The organism is Streptomyces sp. NPDC102437 (assembly GCF_044765565.1).
Classification (GTDB): domain Bacteria; phylum Actinomycetota; class Actinomycetes; order Streptomycetales; family Streptomycetaceae; genus Streptomyces.
Genome location: NZ_JBIWKI010000008.1, coordinates 85,198 through 101,938 on the forward strand (window position 1 = coordinate 85,198; position 16,741 = coordinate 101,938).

The 16,741-nt window shown below is 72.9% G+C and carries 12 protein-coding genes and 3 pseudogenes; 6 read left to right on the top strand and 9 right to left on the bottom strand.

The window, feature by feature from the left end:
• Positions 1-20 precede the first annotated feature (20 nt).
• Positions 21-2,855: a DEAD/DEAH box helicase gene (locus ACIRJP_RS12630; RefSeq protein WP_404171919.1), complete on the top strand. Its 2,835-nt coding sequence runs from the start codon at positions 21-23 to the stop codon at positions 2,853-2,855.
• A gap of 190 nt (positions 2,856-3,045) precedes the next feature.
• Here the strand turns inward: ACIRJP_RS12630 and ACIRJP_RS12635 are convergent.
• Positions 3,046-4,311, bottom strand: a pseudogene (locus ACIRJP_RS12635) (allophanate hydrolase); the annotation flags it as partial.
• A 369-nt stretch (positions 4,312-4,680) separates the two neighbouring features.
• Here ACIRJP_RS12635 and ACIRJP_RS12640 point away from each other — a divergent pair.
• The 3 genes and pseudogenes from ACIRJP_RS12640 to ACIRJP_RS12650 all read left to right on the top strand — a co-directional run.
• Positions 4,681-5,259 (top strand): annotated as a pseudogene (locus ACIRJP_RS12640) (DUF917 domain-containing protein); the annotation flags it as partial.
• Between the two features lie 157 nt (positions 5,260-5,416).
• Positions 5,417-7,285 carry a DUF917 family protein gene (locus tag ACIRJP_RS12645; RefSeq protein ID WP_404172286.1) on the top strand — a complete coding sequence of 623 codons (1,869 nt, stop codon included), beginning with the start codon at positions 5,417-5,419 and terminating at the stop codon, positions 7,283-7,285.
• Complete coding sequence (locus ACIRJP_RS12650) at positions 7,285-7,785, top strand: DUF917 domain-containing protein (RefSeq protein WP_404172289.1); 501 nt, start codon at positions 7,285-7,287, stop codon at positions 7,783-7,785. The genes ACIRJP_RS12645 and ACIRJP_RS12650 overlap by 1 nt, the downstream gene beginning before the upstream one ends.
• Before the next feature lie 86 nt (positions 7,786-7,871).
• On the opposite strand, the gene ACIRJP_RS12655 is transcribed toward ACIRJP_RS12650, so the two are convergent.
• The 5 genes from ACIRJP_RS12655 to ACIRJP_RS12675 all read right to left on the bottom strand — a co-directional run bounded on the left by ACIRJP_RS12655 (position 7,872) and on the right by ACIRJP_RS12675 (position 13,221).
• Positions 7,872-8,315: an SPW repeat protein gene (locus tag ACIRJP_RS12655; protein WP_266736039.1), complete on the bottom strand. Its 444-nt coding sequence runs from the start codon at positions 8,313-8,315 to the stop codon at positions 7,872-7,874.
• 119 nt (positions 8,316-8,434) lie between these two features.
• Complete coding sequence (locus ACIRJP_RS12660) at positions 8,435-9,409, bottom strand: ADP-ribosylglycohydrolase family protein (RefSeq protein ID WP_404171922.1); 975 nt, start codon at positions 9,407-9,409, stop codon at positions 8,435-8,437.
• Between the two features lie 78 nt (positions 9,410-9,487).
• Positions 9,488-11,134: a molybdopterin-dependent oxidoreductase gene (locus ACIRJP_RS12665; RefSeq protein ID WP_404171925.1), complete on the bottom strand. Its 1,647-nt coding sequence runs from the start codon at positions 11,132-11,134 to the stop codon at positions 9,488-9,490.
• Between the two features lie 61 nt (positions 11,135-11,195).
• Complete coding sequence (locus ACIRJP_RS12670) at positions 11,196-12,557, bottom strand: cryptochrome/photolyase family protein (RefSeq protein ID WP_404171928.1); 1,362 nt, start codon at positions 12,555-12,557, stop codon at positions 11,196-11,198.
• 79 nt (positions 12,558-12,636) lie between these two features.
• A complete protein-coding gene (locus tag ACIRJP_RS12675) occupies positions 12,637-13,221 on the bottom strand; it encodes a sigma-70 family RNA polymerase sigma factor (protein WP_404171931.1) in 585 nt (194 codons plus the stop codon).
• Between the two features lie 76 nt (positions 13,222-13,297).
• Here ACIRJP_RS12675 and ACIRJP_RS12680 point away from each other — a divergent pair.
• Positions 13,298-13,498 (top strand): annotated as a pseudogene (locus ACIRJP_RS12680) (ABC transporter permease); the annotation flags it as partial.
• A gap of 12 nt (positions 13,499-13,510) precedes the next feature.
• Here the strand turns inward: ACIRJP_RS12680 and ACIRJP_RS12685 are convergent.
• Both ACIRJP_RS12685 and ACIRJP_RS12690 read right to left on the bottom strand, forming a co-directional pair.
• A complete protein-coding gene (locus ACIRJP_RS12685; RefSeq protein WP_404171934.1) occupies positions 13,511-13,981 on the bottom strand; it encodes an ABA4-like family protein in 471 nt (156 codons plus the stop codon).
• Positions 13,978-14,982: a hypothetical protein gene (locus ACIRJP_RS12690; RefSeq protein WP_404171937.1), complete on the bottom strand. Its 1,005-nt coding sequence runs from the start codon at positions 14,980-14,982 to the stop codon at positions 13,978-13,980. The genes ACIRJP_RS12685 and ACIRJP_RS12690 overlap by 4 nt, the downstream gene beginning before the upstream one ends.
• A 120-nt stretch (positions 14,983-15,102) precedes the next feature.
• Between ACIRJP_RS12690 and ACIRJP_RS12695 the strand changes: the two genes are divergently transcribed.
• Complete coding sequence (locus ACIRJP_RS12695) at positions 15,103-15,798, top strand: MerR family transcriptional regulator (protein WP_404171940.1); 696 nt, start codon at positions 15,103-15,105, stop codon at positions 15,796-15,798.
• A gap of 63 nt (positions 15,799-15,861) precedes the next feature.
• Here ACIRJP_RS12695 and ACIRJP_RS12700 read toward each other — a convergent pair whose 3' ends face one another.
• On the bottom strand, positions 15,862-16,704 hold the full coding sequence (locus ACIRJP_RS12700) for a siderophore-interacting protein (protein WP_404171943.1): 843 nt from the start codon (positions 16,702-16,704) through the stop codon (positions 15,862-15,864).
• Positions 16,705-16,741 lie beyond the last annotated feature (37 nt).

Sequence of the window (16,741 nt, forward strand, 5' to 3'; positions counted from 1 at the left end):
CGGGTAGGCTCGAAAGCACGATGACAGAGGACCTCTCACCAGCTGAGCGATACCAGGCTTCTCGGATCCGCGCCGCCGAGCAGGCCACCGCACTCGCGCCCTTCCGCGAGCTGTACGAATTCGATCTGGACCCCTACCAGATCGAGGCCTGTGAGGCCCTGGAGGCGGGCAAGGGAGTGCTCGTCGCCGCCCCGACCGGCTCGGGCAAGACGATCGTCGGCGAGTTCGCCGTGCACCTCGCCCTCGCACAGGGTCGCAAGTGCTTCTACACCACGCCCATCAAGGCCCTTTCCAACCAGAAGTTCGCCGATCTGGTCAAGCGTTACGGGCCGGAGAAGGTCGGCCTGCTGACCGGCGACAACAGCGTCAACGCCGATGCCCCGGTGGTCGTCATGACCACCGAGGTGCTGCGGAACATGCTGTACGCGGGCTCGCAGGCGCTGCGGGGCCTCGGGTACGTGGTGATGGACGAGGTGCACTACCTCTCCGACCGCTTCCGGGGCGCGGTCTGGGAGGAAGTGATCATTCACCTCCCGGATTCCGTGACGCTCGTGTCACTGTCGGCGACCGTGTCCAACGCCGAGGAGTTCGGCGACTGGCTGGACACCGTCCGCGGTGACACCGAAGTGATCGTCTCCGAGAGCCGGCCCGTGCCGCTCTGGCAGCACGTCCTGGCCGGCCGCCGGATGTACGACCTCTTCGAGGAGGAGACCGACCACGGCGGCCGTGGCGCCGGACGCCGCGAGGTCAACCCCGACCTCGTCCGGCTCGCCCGGATGGAGAACCAGCGGGGCTACAACCCGCGTGAGCGCCGTCGCGGCAAGATGGTCCGCGAGGCGGACCGGGAGCGCGAACGGCGCCAGCGCAGCCGGATCTGGACCCCGGCCAGGCCCGAGGTCATCGACCGGCTGGACGCCGAAGGGCTGCTCCCCGCCATCACGTTCATCTTCAGCCGCGCCGGCTGCGAGGCCGCCGTGCAGCAGTGCCTGCACGCCGGACTGCGGCTCAACGACGAGGAGAAGCGGCGCCTGGTCCGCGAGATCGTCGAGGAGCGGACCGCCTCCATCCCCGGGGAGGACCTCCACGTCCTGGGCTACTACGAGTGGGTCGAAGGACTTGAGCGGGGCATCGCCGCGCACCACGCGGGCATGCTGCCGACGTTCAAGGAAGTCGTCGAGGAGCTGTTCGTCCGCGGGCTCGTCAAGGCCGTCTTCGCCACGGAGACGCTCGCCCTCGGCATCAACATGCCGGCACGCTCGGTGGTGCTGGAGAAGCTCGTCAAGTGGAACGGCGAGCAGCACGCCGACATCACCCCCGGCGAGTACACCCAGCTGACCGGGCGGGCCGGGCGGCGCGGTATCGACGTCGAGGGCCACGCGGTGGTGCTGTGGCAGCGCGGCATGGATCCGGGGGCGCTGGCCGGACTCGCGGGTACGCGCACGTATCCGCTGCGGTCCAGCTTCCGGCCCTCGTACAACATGGCCGTCAACCTGGTGCAGCAGTTCGGGCGGCACCGCTCGCGCGAGCTGCTGGAGACCTCCTTCGCGCAGTTCCAGGCCGACCGGTCGGTGGTGGGCATCTCCCGGCAGGTCCAGAAGAACGAAGAGGGGCTGGAGGGCTACCGGGAGGGCATGACCTGCCACCTCGGTGACTTCGAGGAGTACGCGCGGCTGCGCCGCGACCTCAAGGACCGGGAGACCGAGCTGGCCAAGCAGGGCGCGACGCAGCGGCGGGCCGAGGCGGCGGCGTCCCTGGAGAGGCTCAAGCCCGGCGATGTCATCCATGTGCCCACCGGCAAGTTCGCCGGGCTGGCGCTGGTGCTCGACCCGGGTCTGCCCGCCGGGCGGACCAATGGGCACGGCCATCGCGGGCTCGAATACCACGACGGGCCGCGGCCGTTGGTGCTCACGGCCGAGCGCCAGGTCAAGCGGCTCGCCTCGATCGACTTCCCGGTTCCGGTGGAGGCGCTGGAGCGGATGCGGGTGCCGAAGTCGTTCAATCCGCGCTCCCCGCAGTCGCGCCGCGACCTGGCCTCCGCGCTGCGGACCAAGGCCGGGCACATAGTTCCGGAGCGGCACCGCAAGAGCCGGTCCGTCGCGGCCGACGACCGGGCGATCGCCCGCTACCGGGCGGAGCTGCGCGCGCACCCCTGCCACGGGTGCGACGAGCGCGAGGACCACGCGCGTTGGGCCGAGCGGTATCACCGGCTGCAGCGCGACACGAGGCAGTTGGAGCGGCGGATCGAGGGGCGGACGAACACGATCGCCCGCACCTTCGACCGGATCGTCGCGCTGCTCACCGAGCTCGACTACCTGCGGGGCAATGAGGTCACCGAGCACGGGCGCCGGCTCGCGCGGCTCTACGGTGAGCTCGATCTGCTGGCGAGCGAGTGCCTGCGGGCGGGTGTGTGGGAGGGGTTGAACCCTGCCGAACTCGCGGCCTGCGTCTCGGCGTTGGTGTACGAGGCGCGGCAGGCGGATGACGCGGTGGCGCCGAAGCTGCCGTCGGGGCCCGCGAAGACCGCGATGGGCGAGATGGTCCGGATCTGGGGCCGGCTCGACGCCCTGGAAGAGGACTTCAAGATCAACCAGGCGGAGGGGGTCGGGCAGCGCGAACCCGACCTCGGCTTCGCCTGGGCGGTCTACATGTGGGCGTCGGGGCGGACGCTGGACGAGGTGCTGGGCGAGGCGGAGATGCCGGCCGGGGACTTCGTTCGGTGGTGCAAGCAGGTGATCGACGTGCTGGGGCAGATCGCGGCTGCGGCGCCGAGGGACGGGAGCTCCGTGGCCCGGAATGCGCACAAGGCGGTGGACGCGGTGTTGCGGGGGGTTGTGGCGTACAGCTCTGTGGGGTGAGGTGCCTGCGTGGTGCGGTGAGTTGAGGTGTGGTGAGCGCTGACGTGGGAACGGTCAGCGGCAACACGAGGCGGACCACGCGACCGAGGTCGATGTGGTCACGGGTGACCAGCCGCAGCTGAGGGCGCATTCGTCCAGTGGAAGGTGTGCTGGTGAGCGGTCAACCGGTTCCGGGGAGTAATGGGCGGGCGGGTTCGGCGAGTTCGGTGATGCGGGCCAGGTGTTCGTCCGTGTGTGCCGGGCCGATCAGCATCACGCCGTACGGCAGCCCGTCCACCTCGCCGACGGGCGCCGCCACCGCGCACTGGTCGAACAGGTTGGTGGAGCCGGTGAACCGGGCGAGGCGGGCGTTGACGGCCCGCGGGTCCGCCATGGCCTCGGCGAGCGTGGGGTGTTCCGGCACGGTGGGCAGCAGGAGGGCGTCCGCGTCGCCGAGCGCGGCCGTCGCGGCGGCACGGAGGCCGGTCAGCCGGGCCCTGTCGGCGAAGAGCCGGTGCGCCGGGATGTCGCGGGCCGCGGTGATGATCCCCGCCACCGTGGGGTCGAGGCCGGGTGCGTCGGGCGCGCCGTCGATGAACGCGCCGACCGCGGCATAGCGCTCGGAGACGAACGCGGAGTCGTACAGCATCGCGGACGCCTCGGTGAACGGCGTCGGATCGACCGGCCGGAGTACCGCGCCCGCCGCCCGGAGCCGGGCGGCCGTCGACTCGTACGCCGCGGCCCAGTTCGGGGCGGTTTCCAGTTGCCCGGTGGGCGGGACCGCGATCCGCCAGGGGCCCGGGACACGGGAGCGGTCGGGGTGCGGGGCGGGGGTGGCCATCAGGGCCACCGCCCGTTCGGCCTCGGGGAGCGTACGGGCGAAGACGGTGACGCAGTCCAGGCTCGCGCATGCGGGGACCACGCCGTCGGTCGGTACGAGACCGCGGGTCGGCTTCAGTCCGAAGACGCCGTTGAACGCCGCGGGGACACGGCCGGAGCCCGCGGTGTCGGTGCCCAGGGCGAGATTCACGATGCCCAGGGCCACGGCGACCGCCGAACCGGAGCTGGAGCCGCCGCCGATCCGGTCGGGATCGTACGCGCAGGCCACCGCGCCGTGCGGGGAACAGGTGCCGGTCAGGCCGGTGGCGAACTGGTCCATGTTGGTCGTGCCGATCACCAGGGCACCGGCGGCGCGCAGCCGGGCCACCACCGGGGCGTCGGAGCCCGGTTCGTACGCGTACGAGGGGCAGCCCGCAGTGGTGGGGAGGCCGGCCACGTCGATGTTTCCCTTGACGGCCAGCAGGCGGCCCGCCAGGGGGAGCCGCTCGCCCGAGGCCAGGCGGGCGTCGAGCCGTGCGGCCTCCGCCTCCACGTCGTGCCGGGGGCGCAGATCGATCCAGAGCTCGGGGCGCTCCACCGCGTCGATACGGGCATGGGCGTCCCGGACGCGGTTGAGGACGGGGGAGGTTGTCGCCATGGTCGGTCCTCGGATTCTTGTCCTGCCTCATTGTGCCGTCGGGGCGTCGGGGGCGCCGCCGGCGGACGTGGCCGGCTCGGTCGGGTGAGTGGACAGGCCCGCGCGGCAGGCCAGTTGGAGCGCGAGGCGGACATCCGGCTCGTGGCGGCGAGCCGGTCCGGGCGCGGCTCCAGCCGCACCCCGGTGACCTCCACCGCGTCGAGCGGGCCCACCAGCGGGCGGACCGCTTCGAGTCCGGGGGAGGAGAGGAGTTCCAGGATGTTCGCCATCCCTTCAGTGTGCTGCCGATGTGCCACCAGCACACCCGGCCGCCGCATCACGGGCCCATGGCCCATGGGGGGCGCGATCCGTCTCCGTACGCTGGGATTCATGCACGTGGACGCCAGAGCACTCGCCGACTTCGCGCGGGGCTGTGCCGTCCTGGGATCAGGGGGCGGCGGACCCGCCGATGTGACCCTCCCCGTCGCCGGACAGGCGATCGAGGAATGCGGTCCGGTGCCCGTCGTCGGCCCGGCGGCGCTCCCCGCCGACGGGCTCGTCATGCCGGTGGGGCTGGTCGGATCGCCCGCCGTCGCCGCCGAACGGATCGGCGGCCGGGCCGAGCCCGCACGGCTGCGGGACCGCTTCGAGGCGCTGCACGGCGCACCGGTCGCCGCGGTGATGAGCAGCGAGATCGGCGGCCTCAACGGCTGTGTCGCCGTCGCCTGGGCGGCCCGGCTGGGGCTGCCGCTGCTCGACGCCGACTCGATGGGCCGGGCCTTTCCCCGGATGGACCAGAACGTCCTGGAGCTGGCCGGGCTGCGTCCGGGACCGGCCGTCCTCGCCGACGAGCACGGTCACACCGCCGTGGTCGACGACGTGGACGGCGCGCACCTCGAACAGTTCGCCCGCGCCGCCGTCGTCGCCTTCGGCGGGCGCGCCGCGTCCACCGACTACCCGCTCACCGCCGGGCAGGCGGCCCGGCACGCCGTCCTCGGATCGGTCACCCGCGCCCTGGCGCTGGGCCGCGGCGAAGGCCCGGCCCCGCTGCTGACCGGCAAGGTCTCCTCCGTCCGGCAGGTACGCCACCGAGGGCGCCGACAGCGACGACGCCACGGGCGTCCTGCTGGAGGGCGGCGGCTCCGACGCGGGCCGGCTGGTGCTCGTCGAGGCCCGCAGCGAATTCGTCGCGGCCCTGGAGGACGGCATCCCGCTCGCCGTCGTACCGGACGTCATCGCCCTGGTCGACGTGACGACCGGCTGGGCCGTCCCGGTCGAGGAGGTCCGCTACGGACTGCGCGTCCACCTCGTCACGCTCCCCTCGGACCCCGTCTGGTACACCCTCGAGGGCCTGCGGCTCGCCGGGCCCGCCGCATTCGGTCTGGCCGGCCTCGCCGGAGCCGCCGACGGGTTCCGGGCTCCGGCGAGGCACCTCATGATCCTCGGTGTGGATGTCGGGCCCACCAACACCGATGCCGTGCTCCTCGACGGGGACCGGGCGGTGCGGGCCGTCAAGGTGACCTCGCTGGCCGGGGACGCCGTCGGATCGCTCGCCGCCGCCGTCCGCGCGCTCCCCGCCGAACTGCGCGGCCGGGCCACCCAGCTCGCCGTGGGCCTGCGGGTCGCCGCCCGAGCGGTCAGGGAACGGCACGGGCTCGCCCGGGTCGGCGTGCTGCGGGTCGGCGGCCCGGCCGCCGACGCCGTGCGGCCGCTGTTCGGCTGGCCCGAGGCGCTGCGCGACGCCGTGTGCGCCGACGCCGCGAACGTGCGGGGCGGCGGTGGTCTGGTCCCCCGTGACACCACGCCGCTCGACCGGGACGCGGTCGCCCGGTTCGGCGCCTCGCCGGCCGGACGCGCCGAGGCGTTCGCCGTCACCGCCGTGTTCTCGCCCGTCGACGGGGGCCAGGAGCGGGAGGCCGCCGAGATCCTGCGCGCCGAGACGGGCCCGGACACGACCGTCCTGCTCTCCAGCGACGTCGGCACCCTCGACCTGCTGGCCCGCGAGAACGCCACGGTCCTCGACGCGGCCCTGTCCGTGCTCGTGGCCCGGGTCGCCGACGAACTGACCGACACCCTGCCCCGGCTCGGCCTCGCCCCCGCCGCCGCCGTCCTCGTCACCCGCAGCGACGGCACGCTGATGAGCCTGGAGTACCTGCGCCGCCAGCCCGGACTCAGCCTGGGCAGCGGACCCGCCTGCACCATCCGCGGCGCCGGACTCCTGGCAAGGCTCAAGGACGCCGTGGTCGCCGACATCGGTGAACGCCGCGCCCGGGTCGGTGCGCTGACCGGCGGCTACCCCCAGGAGGCCGGCCCCGGAGAACGCTTCGGCGGTGTCCCGGTCAGCGTGCGCTTCCCCGACCTGATCACCGTGCGCGCCGACGCACACCGCGAACTCGCCGAGGCCGCCGACCGGATGCGCCCCGCCGCCGGACTCCTCCCGCTGATCCTGGTCGGCGGCGGTGCGGGCGGCGTACCCGCCGAGGTGCTGGCCGGGTTCGACGTCGTACGGCCCGGACACGGCGGCGTCGCCGGGGCGTTCGGCGCGGCGGCCAGCCCGGTCGGCGGCCAGTACGACCGGATCGTCCGCCGGGGACCCGGCCGACGGCTCGACGCCGTACGGGACGAGGTGCGGGATCTGGCCCGGGCCGGCGCCGTACGGGCCGGGGCCGATCCCAGGGGGATGGGGGCACCGACGGTGCTACTGGAACGCGTCCCTGCCGGGGGCGAGGAAGTGGCCGCGCTGCGCGCCCTGGAGAAGCACATCGGCCGGGCCGCCACCCACATCGCGCCGATCGAGGTCGGCGGCGTCAACTCCATGCTGCCCATCGCGTGCGCGGCGGAGGCCGGGCTGCCGCTGGTCGACGGCGACGCCATGGGCCGCGCCTTCCCCGAGGCGCAGATGGTGCTGCCCGGCCTGATCGGGGTGGCCAACACCCCGATGGCGCTCGCCGACGACAAGGGCAAAGCTGCCAGATCTCCAGCGCCGACACCGTGATGCGCGGCGACCAGCTCACCGACGGGCTCGTCCCCGCCATGCTGACACTCGCCGAGCGGTTGGGCGCAGCGGTGCGCGAGGCGCGGGCGGCGCACCCCGACCCGGTGCTCGCGGCCCGGACCATGCTGTCCGGAACCCATCTGCTGACCGGCGAGGTGATCGACGTCAGCCGCCGCACCGAGGGAGGCTTCACCCGGGGCAGCGCCCGGATGGAGGGCATCGGAGAGGACGCGGGCCGGGTGCTCGAACTCGGCTTCCAGAACGAGCATCTGCTGGCCACCCGCGACGGCGGGACGGTCGCCACCATGCCCGACCTGATCTGCGTGCTGGACACCGACACCGGCGATCCGGTGACCACGGAAGGGCTGCGTTACGGCCTGCGCGTCAGCGTCCTCGCGGCGCCCTGCGACCCGCGCTGGACCGCCCCGGGCGGCCTGGCGCTCGCAGGGCCGCGGTACTTCGGGTACGACGTGGACCACCTGCCGTTCCGCGAGAGCTGACCCACGGGCCGGCCCGCTCCGGCGCCCGGCCGGTCCGCACGGAGCGGGCCGGCCGGGCATTCCCTTCCGCCGGACGATCCCTCGTCTCAGACCGTCCGCTTGCCGCTCTTCATGGACACGGCGACGCAGGCCAGGCCCAGCAGTATGGTCAGGCCGCCGATGATGACGTTGTTGAGGACGATGCCGAGGTCGGGGCTGCTGCCGACGATCCACGTCGCGAGGATCGTCCAGATCCCCATCGCGCAGATGGCCCAGCTCAGGCCGTACATGCGTTCCGGCATCACGGTGAACCCGAGGCCCAGCGCGGCGATCGCGAGACCCATGATCAGGTTGTGCGTCGCGAGTGTGGGCTGACTTGCCGTGAAGTGCAGCACCCACGGCGAGATGGCGCAGTAGAGACCGACGAGGAACACCGGTGCGTCCACCAGGGCCACATCGCGGCCACCGAGCATGCGGGCATAACGATCGCGCATTTCGGAGACATCGGGGTGACTGGCCATGTCACGGCCGGTGTGCGAGATGTTTGACATGGGGTTCGTCTCCTTCGCTCCTGGCAGACCGTCGACCGCCGCAGCGACCGACCGCGCCGGTTGTGCGCGTTGAGGGCCTGCTCTGCCATTCTGCGCTTATATCGCCCTTATGTGTAGATTCAGGACTCGCGGAAATCCGTGGGAACCGCACGCGGTGACGCACTGTCCAGCCGCCGGGCCAGGGCCACCAGTCCGGGCGTCCGCAGCACCCGGTCCCCGTACCCCGGAAGAGGTACGTGCAGCGGCTCGGTCCAGCGCGGGGGGATCGCGCCGAAGCCGTGCACCGCACCCGCCAGGGCGCCGGTCACGGCGGCGACCGTGTCGGTGTCCCCGCCCACGTCCACAGCGGCGGCCAGGGCGTTCTCGTACGAATCCGTCGTGCGCAGCGCCCACAGCGCGGTGCCCAGGCACGGCCAGACCGCACCGTTGAACTCCGTCGCCGCCTCCGGGCGCCAGCCGGGCGCGAGGACGGCGGCCCAACGGCGCCGGTGATCCTCGTGCACGCTCTCCAGGGCGTCCGGGACGACGGAGAGCGGATCGCCGCCGTCCAGCGCCACCCGGATCAGCTCGTGGAGCACGGCGGTGCCCTCCCAGGCGGCCCGGTCGCCGTGAGTCAGGGCGGCGATCCGGCGGGCGGCGTCCATGGTCGCCGCACGGCCCAGGGCCGCGAAGTACACGGCGGAGGTGGCCGCCCGCATCAGCGAACCATTGCCCGCCGCACGTCCGCTCACCTGGAAGTGCAGCGCCGCCGCGAGGTCCCACTCCTCACCGCTCGTCAGGACTTCCTCGGTCTGGAGCCCGATGTCCTTCGGGTCGCCCGCCGCCCACCTGCAGAACCGGCCGAACATGTCGGGAAGGTCCAGACCGCCCCGCTCCAGCAGGGACTCAGCGACCAGCACGGCCATCTGCGTCGTGGCCTCACCGGGGGCCCAGCCGCCGCCCCCGCACATCGTGCCGACGCCGTCGGGGAAGCGCGCCGTGTACACACCGGCGGGCCCGAACTCGAAGGGCGCGCCCAACGCGTCACCCACCGCCGAACCGACGACGGCACCCGCCACCCTGTCCTGCCGCTCCACCATGCCCGGACGTCTCATCCGGTCAGGGTACGGAGCGCGAGTTCCTGCTGTACGTCGCAGAGGTGTTCCCGCCTGTGCTTTGTGGGGGAGCCGGGCTCAGGACACATCGACCACCACCGAGTGCCAGCCGGTCGCACCGTCGGGCACGGTGCCCGTACGGATGCCGGTCTGGGTGGCGCCGGTTCCGTCGGTTGCGCGGACCTCCAGGGTGTGACGGCCGGATGCGGCGGGCCACTCCCACACCCACTGGCGCCAGGTGTCGCGGGTTCCGGCGGCGGCCAGGCGGGCGGTGTGCCACTTCCCGCCGTCCACCCGGACCTCGACCCTGGAGATGCCGCGGTGCTGGGCCCAGGCGACCCCGGCCACCGGCACGACGCCGGCCTTCGGGGAGGCGGACGGGCGGGGGGTGTCGATCCGGGACTCGGTCTTGACCGGTGCCTGCTGGGCCCAGCCGCGCCGGACCCAGTAGGCGTCGTAGGCGGCGAACGTGGTCAGCTCGATGTCCTCGATCCACTTGCAGGCTGACACGTATCCGTACAGGCCGGGGACGACCATCCGGACCGGGAAGCCGTGCTCGAAGGGCAGCGGCTCACCGTTCATGCCGAAGGCGAGCATCGCGTCACGGCCGTCCATGACCGTTTCCACCGGTGTGCCGATCGTCATGCCGTCGACGGAACGCGCCACGATCTGGTCGGCGGGGCCGCCCTCGGACGGGGGGCGTACTCCCACCTCGCGCAGCAGGTCGGCCAGCCGTACCCCGAGCCACCTGGCGTTGCCGACCAGGGGTCCGCCGACCTCGTTGGACACGCAGGCCAGGGTGATGTCGCGTTCGACGACCTCCCTTCGCAGCAGGTCGTGGAGGCCGACGGTGGCGGGCCGCGTCACACCACGGCCGTGGATCCTCAGCCGCCAGGCGCCGGCATCGACGCGTGGCACGACCAGCGCCGTGTCCACCCGGTAGAAGTCCTTGTCCGGCGTGATGAACGGGGTCAGCCCCCGGATCCTCAGATCGGCCCCGGCCGGCACCGCCGGGGCGGCGGACCGCGGGGCCGGGAGGACCAGGTCATGACGGGAGGCGGAGGCCCCCGCCTGGACGGAGGAGGCGAGCCGGCGGCCCAGGAGCCCCGCGCCGGCGGAGACCGCAGCCGTGGCGGTGGCCGCGACCACGAAGCCGCGGCGGTCGAAGTCGCCGTCCGCGGGAGCAGGAGCAGGAGCAGGAGCAGTAGCAGTAGCAGGAGCGGGACCGGGACCGGGCGCCGGTGCGAGCCGTCCGACCAGGAGGTACAGCACCGCCACCGCCACCGCGGCCCCCACCACCGACGGCAGCGCATCGGCCGGCACGCCCTCCGGACGCCCTGCCGCCGCCACCGCCCCGACCAGGCCGAAGACCAGGACGGCGGCCGAACCCAGCCTTCGGTGACGTAGCGCCAGTACCCCGATCGCCATGGCGAAGAGCGCCAGGAGGACCAGGATCCCGAGCCGGAGCGCCAGCTTGTCGGCGGTGCCGAAGTTCCGTACGGCGAAGTCCCGCACGGCCGGGGGTGTGCCGTCGATCACCGCACCTCCCACCGCCGTGACCGGGCCCGCCTCGGGACGTACGAGGGCCGCGGCCAGCTCGGCGACCGCCAGGGCGCAGAATCCGGCGATCAGACCGCTGAGCGCGGCGAGGGCGGTGCGCGTCGCGCCCGGTCGTGGGGGCCGGGCGGTTCCGGTGGTCTGTGCGTCGTCTCGGTGTTCACTCACGACCGGGATTCGTCGCCCGGCGCCGGGCGGATTGGTACCTCACCCGATCGGTCGCGGGCCGTCACAGGCCGCGGGCCCGTTCGAACCGGGCGCGTGCCTCGGCCAGGCCGACGAGCGGATCCGGGTAGTCGATCGCGGCCCGGCGCGGCCCGGTGAGTTTCCACGGCTCATGGATCTCGCCGTCCGCCAGCTCCGCGAGCTCCGGCACCCAGCGGCGCACATAGGCGCCGCGCGGATCGAACCGCTTGCCCTGGACCACCGGATTCAGGAGCCGGTTGGGCCGGGTGTCGGTGCCGGTGCCCGCCATCCACTGCCAGTTGAGCTGATTGTTCGCCACATCGCCGTCGACCAGCAGGTCCAGGAAGTGCCGCGCACCCACCCGCCAGTCGGCATACAGCGTCTTGGTGAGGAAGCCGGCCACGAGCATCCGGCCCCGGTTGTGCATCCAGCCCTCGTACGCCAGCTGCCGCATCGCCGCGTCGACCAGCGGATAGCCGGTGCGACCCGTGCGCCAGGCCTGGATCTCGTCCTCGTCGCACCGCCAGCGGTCGTGCCGGGTGCGGTAGTCCTCCCGGGCGGCGTCCGGCCGTGCGGCGAGCACCTGGTGGTGGAAGTCCCGCCACGCCAGCTGCCGTACGAACGCGTCGGCGCCCGGTCCGCCCCGCTGCCTCGCCCGGTTGATCACTTCGGCTGCCGAGAGCGAGCCGAAGTGGAGGTGGGGGGAGAGCCTGGAGGTCGAATCACCGGCCAGATCGTCGTGGCCGCTCTCGTAGTCGGCCAGCGGGCCGCACAGCCAGGACGACAGCAGCCGGCGTCCGGCCGACTCGCCGCCCCTCGCGAGCCCGGGTGAGACACCGGCCACCTCCGCCCGCTCCGGCAGCGGTCCCGACTCCACTCCTTCCGGCAGCCGCACCGCCCGCGGCGCGGCCAGTGTTCCCCGTACCCCCGACTCCTGCCATCGGCGCAGGTACGGCGTGAACACCGCGTAGTGGTCACGGCCCGCCGGGACGAGCCGGCCCGGGGCGACCGCGGTGACCACCGCGTCGTGGACGTGCACGGCGCAGCCGACCGCCGCCAGCTCCGTACGGAGCCGGCTCTCGCGGTGCGTCGCGTACCCGCTCACCCCGTCGGCGACGTGCAGACTCCGCGCCCCGGTCTCCACGGCCACGGCACGGGCGACGGCCACCACATCGCCGTCCCGGACCACGAGCCGTCCGCCGCGGTGGCGCAGCGCCGCGTCGAGATCGGCGAGGCAGTCGGCGAGGAAGGCCAGCCGGTTCGGTGCGTCGAAGCCGGTCCGGTGGATGCCCCGGTCGCGCACGAACAGCGGAACGACGGCATCCGCCTCCCGTACCGCGGCCCGCAGCACCGGGTTGTCGTGCACCCGAAGGTCGGAGGTGAACAGTGCGACGGAGACAGCCATGGAGTGTGCCCTTCCCGGTCATGGGGGTGTGCGCTTGCGGCGGCGGCCCGGTGTGGCCCCGGTATCGGCCCGGTGCCGGTCATTCGCTCGTCCCGAGGCAGTCGCGCAGCCGGGTCAGTCCGTCGCGCAGCCGTGTCTTGACCGTCCCGAGCGGCACGGAGAGCAGCTCCGACACCTCGCGGTGGGTCAACCCCCGGTAGTACGCGAGGGTCACGGACTGGCGCTGCACCTCGGAGAGCCGCCCCAGGCAGCGGCGGACCTGTTCGTGCTCCAACCGGGTCTCCACCTGCTCGGTGACCTGGTCGTAGGCAGGCGTACGGTCCAGCAGCGCCGCCGCGCGCTCACGGGCCGCCGACGCCTCGGCCGAGCGGACCCGGTCCACGGCCCGGCGGTGGGCGAGGGTCAGCACCCAGCTCATCGCGCTGCCGCGGGCGGGCCGGAAGCGGGGGGCCGACCGCCACACCTCGACCAGGACCTCCTGCGCGACCTCCTCCGCCTGGGCCGGATCCCGGAGCACGTTCCGTACCAGCCCGAGGACGGGCCCGCTCACGGCGGCGTACACCGCGGCGAAGGCCTCCTGATCGCCCCGGGCGACCAGTCCCAGCAACTCCTGGAGGTCGGGCCCCGCCGACGACGCTCCGCCGGTGTGCGCGGCTTCCTTCACACGGGCTCCCTCTCTGGCGGACCGGTGCGCGAGATCCTTCCACGCCTCCCGGAAATCGCGATACATCTTGATTGACGCGCCCCGCCAGATGCCGTCCTGGATGCGTCACGTCGCCGACTTCGACCCGGTCGACCGGGCGATGGTGGCGGGCCGTTCCGCGTTGACCGCCGCCCCGGACTGGGGCGTGGTGCTCGGCCACGGGGGAGCCCTGCTGCTTCTCGCGGTGGTGGCGGTCGCGCTGTCGACCCGCACGTTCCGCTCGTACCAGAAGTCCGTCCGACAGGCGCGCCTACGACAGCGTCGTACCGCCGACCCGGTCCGGAACCGCACTCCCGGGCCGGGTCCTCGGCTTCAGTACCGCCCTCACCGCGAGGAAGACCAGCAGCCCGAACGGCGACAGCAGAACGGTCAGCACCAGCAACGGCCCCATCACCAGCGGCGAGATCCCCAGCCGCCGCCCCTCCAGGTACATCCACTGGCCCAGCAGCAGATCCCAGGCGATCACCTGCGCCCAGATCGCCCCGGCCCCGTTCGCCAGCGCCATCAGATCGCGGAAGGTGTCGATGTCGGGGCTGCGCACCGCGCCCCAGAGCTCGGGAAAGACGGGCACGGCCATGATCAGGTAGAGCGCCAGCACCGGCAGGACGGTGAGCGGCGAGGCGGCGACGCGCGCGGTGGGACGCCAGTTGGGCGCCAGAATCATGAGCAGCCAGAACGGAGCTGCCAGGAAGAACGAGATCTTGAAGAGCGCACCGGTCATGACGCGAACTCCTTCTGGGCGGAAGCGGATTCGGAGCCGGAGACGGCGTCGGATTCGGGGCTCGTGCCTGTTCGCCGCCCCGGGGGAGCCGGCCTCAGCGCCCCCAGCGTCCCGACGGTGCTCGCGACCACGATCAGCGTGGCGGCACCGAGCGTCGCACCGTCGGGGTGGATCAGCGGCTGGCCGCGCAGCGCCTGCCAGGTGACCAGCGCGACGACCGCCGCGTACGCCCCCGAGGCCACCAGTACCAGCCGCAGCCGGACCCGCGGGTCGCGCAGCCGCGCGAAGCGCGGGGCCAGGGCGACCAGCGCGAGCAGGAAGAGCGGCAGCAGCTGGAGCGCGTGCATTCCGATGAAGTGCGGGATTCGCAGATCGCCGCCGGTCGTGGACCAGCCGGTCAGCGGCATCGACGGGCCGCCGTCCGGTACGCCCACGGAGTGCGCGCCGATCACATCGGCGGTGTCCAGGTTCCCGGCCGCCCGCTGCTCGCGGGTTGGCTGGGTCATCAGGAAGCCGAATCCGGCGCCCACCAGGGCGAGCAGTACACCCGAGCGGATCGCCCAGGCGGAGGCGCGGTCGGCGATCCGGGCGCGCAGCAGCAGGATCGCGATGACCAGAGTGCTGGTCCAGAGGATGACGACGGTGACGGCCATCGCGTTGAACAGCGACTCGTCGAACGGTGTGGCGTGGTTGAAGTGGCTCCGCTTCCCGCGGATCACCTGCCCGGTGATGATCGCCATCTCGGCCAGGCTGGACAGCGCGACCACGGTCCCGGCCCACCAGCCGATCCGTCGGCCACGGGTGACCAGCGTCAGCATCCAGGCGAGGGCGAGTGCGTACACGACGAACGAGACCGCGAACTTGAACGGTTTGAACCATATCGCCGCGCCCGCGAGGACCCGGTCGTCGGCTATGAGGCCGATGGCCGAGACGACCGTCATGACGGCCATCACCGCGGCGAAGAGGACTAACGGGCGATGCCAGGAACGCCAGGAGGACATGAGGACCCCTCAGAGGTTATGGATAGCGGCACTTCCCGCTATCCGATAGTGGAACTATCTATGATGGGTCGGGGGACTGGCAAGCGCGGAAGTCGGCAAGCGCGGAAGGAAGAACACGCGGTGCGCATCGGCGAGTTGAGCAGCAGGTCCGGGGTCCCGGTACCGACGATCAAGTTCTATGTACGTGAAGGGCTGCTGCCGGCAGGGCAGTTGACCAGTCCGAACCAGGCGAGTTACGACTCCGGGCACGAGCGCAGGCTGCGGCTGATCCGCGCCCTGCTGGATGTCGGCGGGCTCTCGCTGGCCGCCATCGGCGATGTGCTGCGGGTGGTCGAGGATCCGGCGCAGCCGGTGCACAAGGTGCTGAACGCCGCGGCGAAGCGCCTCACTCCGCTGCACGAGGACGAGGCGGGGCCCGAACTGGAGGATGCCCGCGACGAGGTGGCGGAGCTGGTGGAGCGGCGGGGCTGGCGGGTCGAGGCGCACGGTCGGGCGGGAGAGTCCCTGGCCGGGGTGATCGTCGCGCTGCGGCGGGCGGGGCACGGCGGCTTCGTCGAGCTGCTCGACGACTACGCGGCCGCCGCCGAACCGGTCGCGCGAGCCGACCTCGACTACGTGGGGCGGCGGGTGGCGCGCGAGGACCTGGTGGAGAGCGTGGTGGTGGGCACGGTGCTGGGCGAGGCGATGTTCAACGCGCTGCGACGGCTCGCGCACGTGGACGCGTCCGCGCGCGCCTACGACGGGGACGGCGACATGGAAGGCGGTCCGGTCGGCGAGGGCATGGGAAGCGCGGAGGTGCCGGGCGCCGGTGGGTGAGCCGGGGGCCCGGACGCCGGTATGCCCCGGCCGGGGGCCGGGGCATACCTGAGCGATCCGGTGTTACGCGGCGCCTTCCTGCTCGCGCTCCACCTGTGCGTTCCACTCGCGCTTGACCGAGCGCCAGGCGTCGTCGTTCTGGCCGAGCCGCCAGTAGCCCGAGATCGACAGCCGGGAGAGCGGGATCCCGCGCTCCAGGCGCAGATGGCGGCGGATGTCCTTCACGAAGCCCGCCTCGCCGTGCACGAACGCCTGGACCTCGCCCGCGGGGAAATCGAGCCCCTTCACCGCGGCGGTCAGCGCCTCGCCGACCGGCCGCTCCCCGCGGTGCAACCAGGTCACACCGACACCGTCCGACGTCACGATCTTCTGCTCCTCGGCGGCGTCCGCCACCTCGATGAACGCATGCACCACCGCACCCGCCGGCATCCGCTCCAGGGCCGCCGCGACGGCCGGCAGAGCGCTCTCGTCGCCCGCCAGCAGATGCCAGTCCGCCGAGGCTTCCGGGCCGTAGCCGCCGCCCGGACCGAGGAAGGTCACCTGGTCGCCCGGGGCCGCCCGCAGTGCCCAGGGCCCGGCGAGGCCCTCGTCGCCGTGGACCACGAAGTCGATCGCCAGCTCACGGGTGGCCGGATCCCAGGAACGCACCGTGTACGTACGGGTCGTGGGCCACAGCTCGCGCGGCTGCTCCTCGCGGATGCGGGCCATGTCGAAGGGGTGCGCGTAGTCGGCGCCCTCGGGGGCGAAGCAGAGTTTGACGTAGTGGTCGGTGAACCCGGCGAGCTCGAAGCCGGCGAGGCCCTCACCGCCGAGCACCACGCGCACCATGTGCGGGGTGATCCGTTCGGTGCGCAGCACCTCGGCCCCCTGCGCCCGGGGTGCCTGCCGCGCCGGTCGTTCTGCCACGAGGTTCTCCCTGCTCTGATTGCTTAGGCTTACCTAA

What these genes read in the sequence shown, in the direction of transcription:
- ACIRJP_RS12650 (WP_404172289.1), top strand. Translation starts at nt 7,285, where the DNA reads ATGCGCGGCGACCAGCTCACCGACGGGCTCGTCCCCGCCATGCTGACA.
- ACIRJP_RS12670 (WP_404171928.1), bottom strand. Translation starts at nt 12,557, where the DNA reads ATGGCTGTCTCCGTCGCACTGTTCACCTCCGACCTTCGGGTGCACGAC.
- ACIRJP_RS12660 (WP_404171922.1), bottom strand. Translation starts at nt 9,409, where the DNA reads ATGAGACGTCCGGGCATGGTGGAGCGGCAGGACAGGGTGGCGGGTGCC.
- ACIRJP_RS12630 (WP_404171919.1), top strand. Translation starts at nt 21, where the DNA reads ATGACAGAGGACCTCTCACCAGCTGAGCGATACCAGGCTTCTCGGATC.
- ACIRJP_RS12655 (WP_266736039.1), bottom strand. Translation starts at nt 8,315, where the DNA reads ATGTCAAACATCTCGCACACCGGCCGTGACATGGCCAGTCACCCCGAT.
- ACIRJP_RS12690 (WP_404171937.1), bottom strand. Translation starts at nt 14,982, where the DNA reads ATGTCCTCCTGGCGTTCCTGGCATCGCCCGTTAGTCCTCTTCGCCGCG.
- ACIRJP_RS12685 (WP_404171934.1), bottom strand. Translation starts at nt 13,981, where the DNA reads ATGACCGGTGCGCTCTTCAAGATCTCGTTCTTCCTGGCAGCTCCGTTC.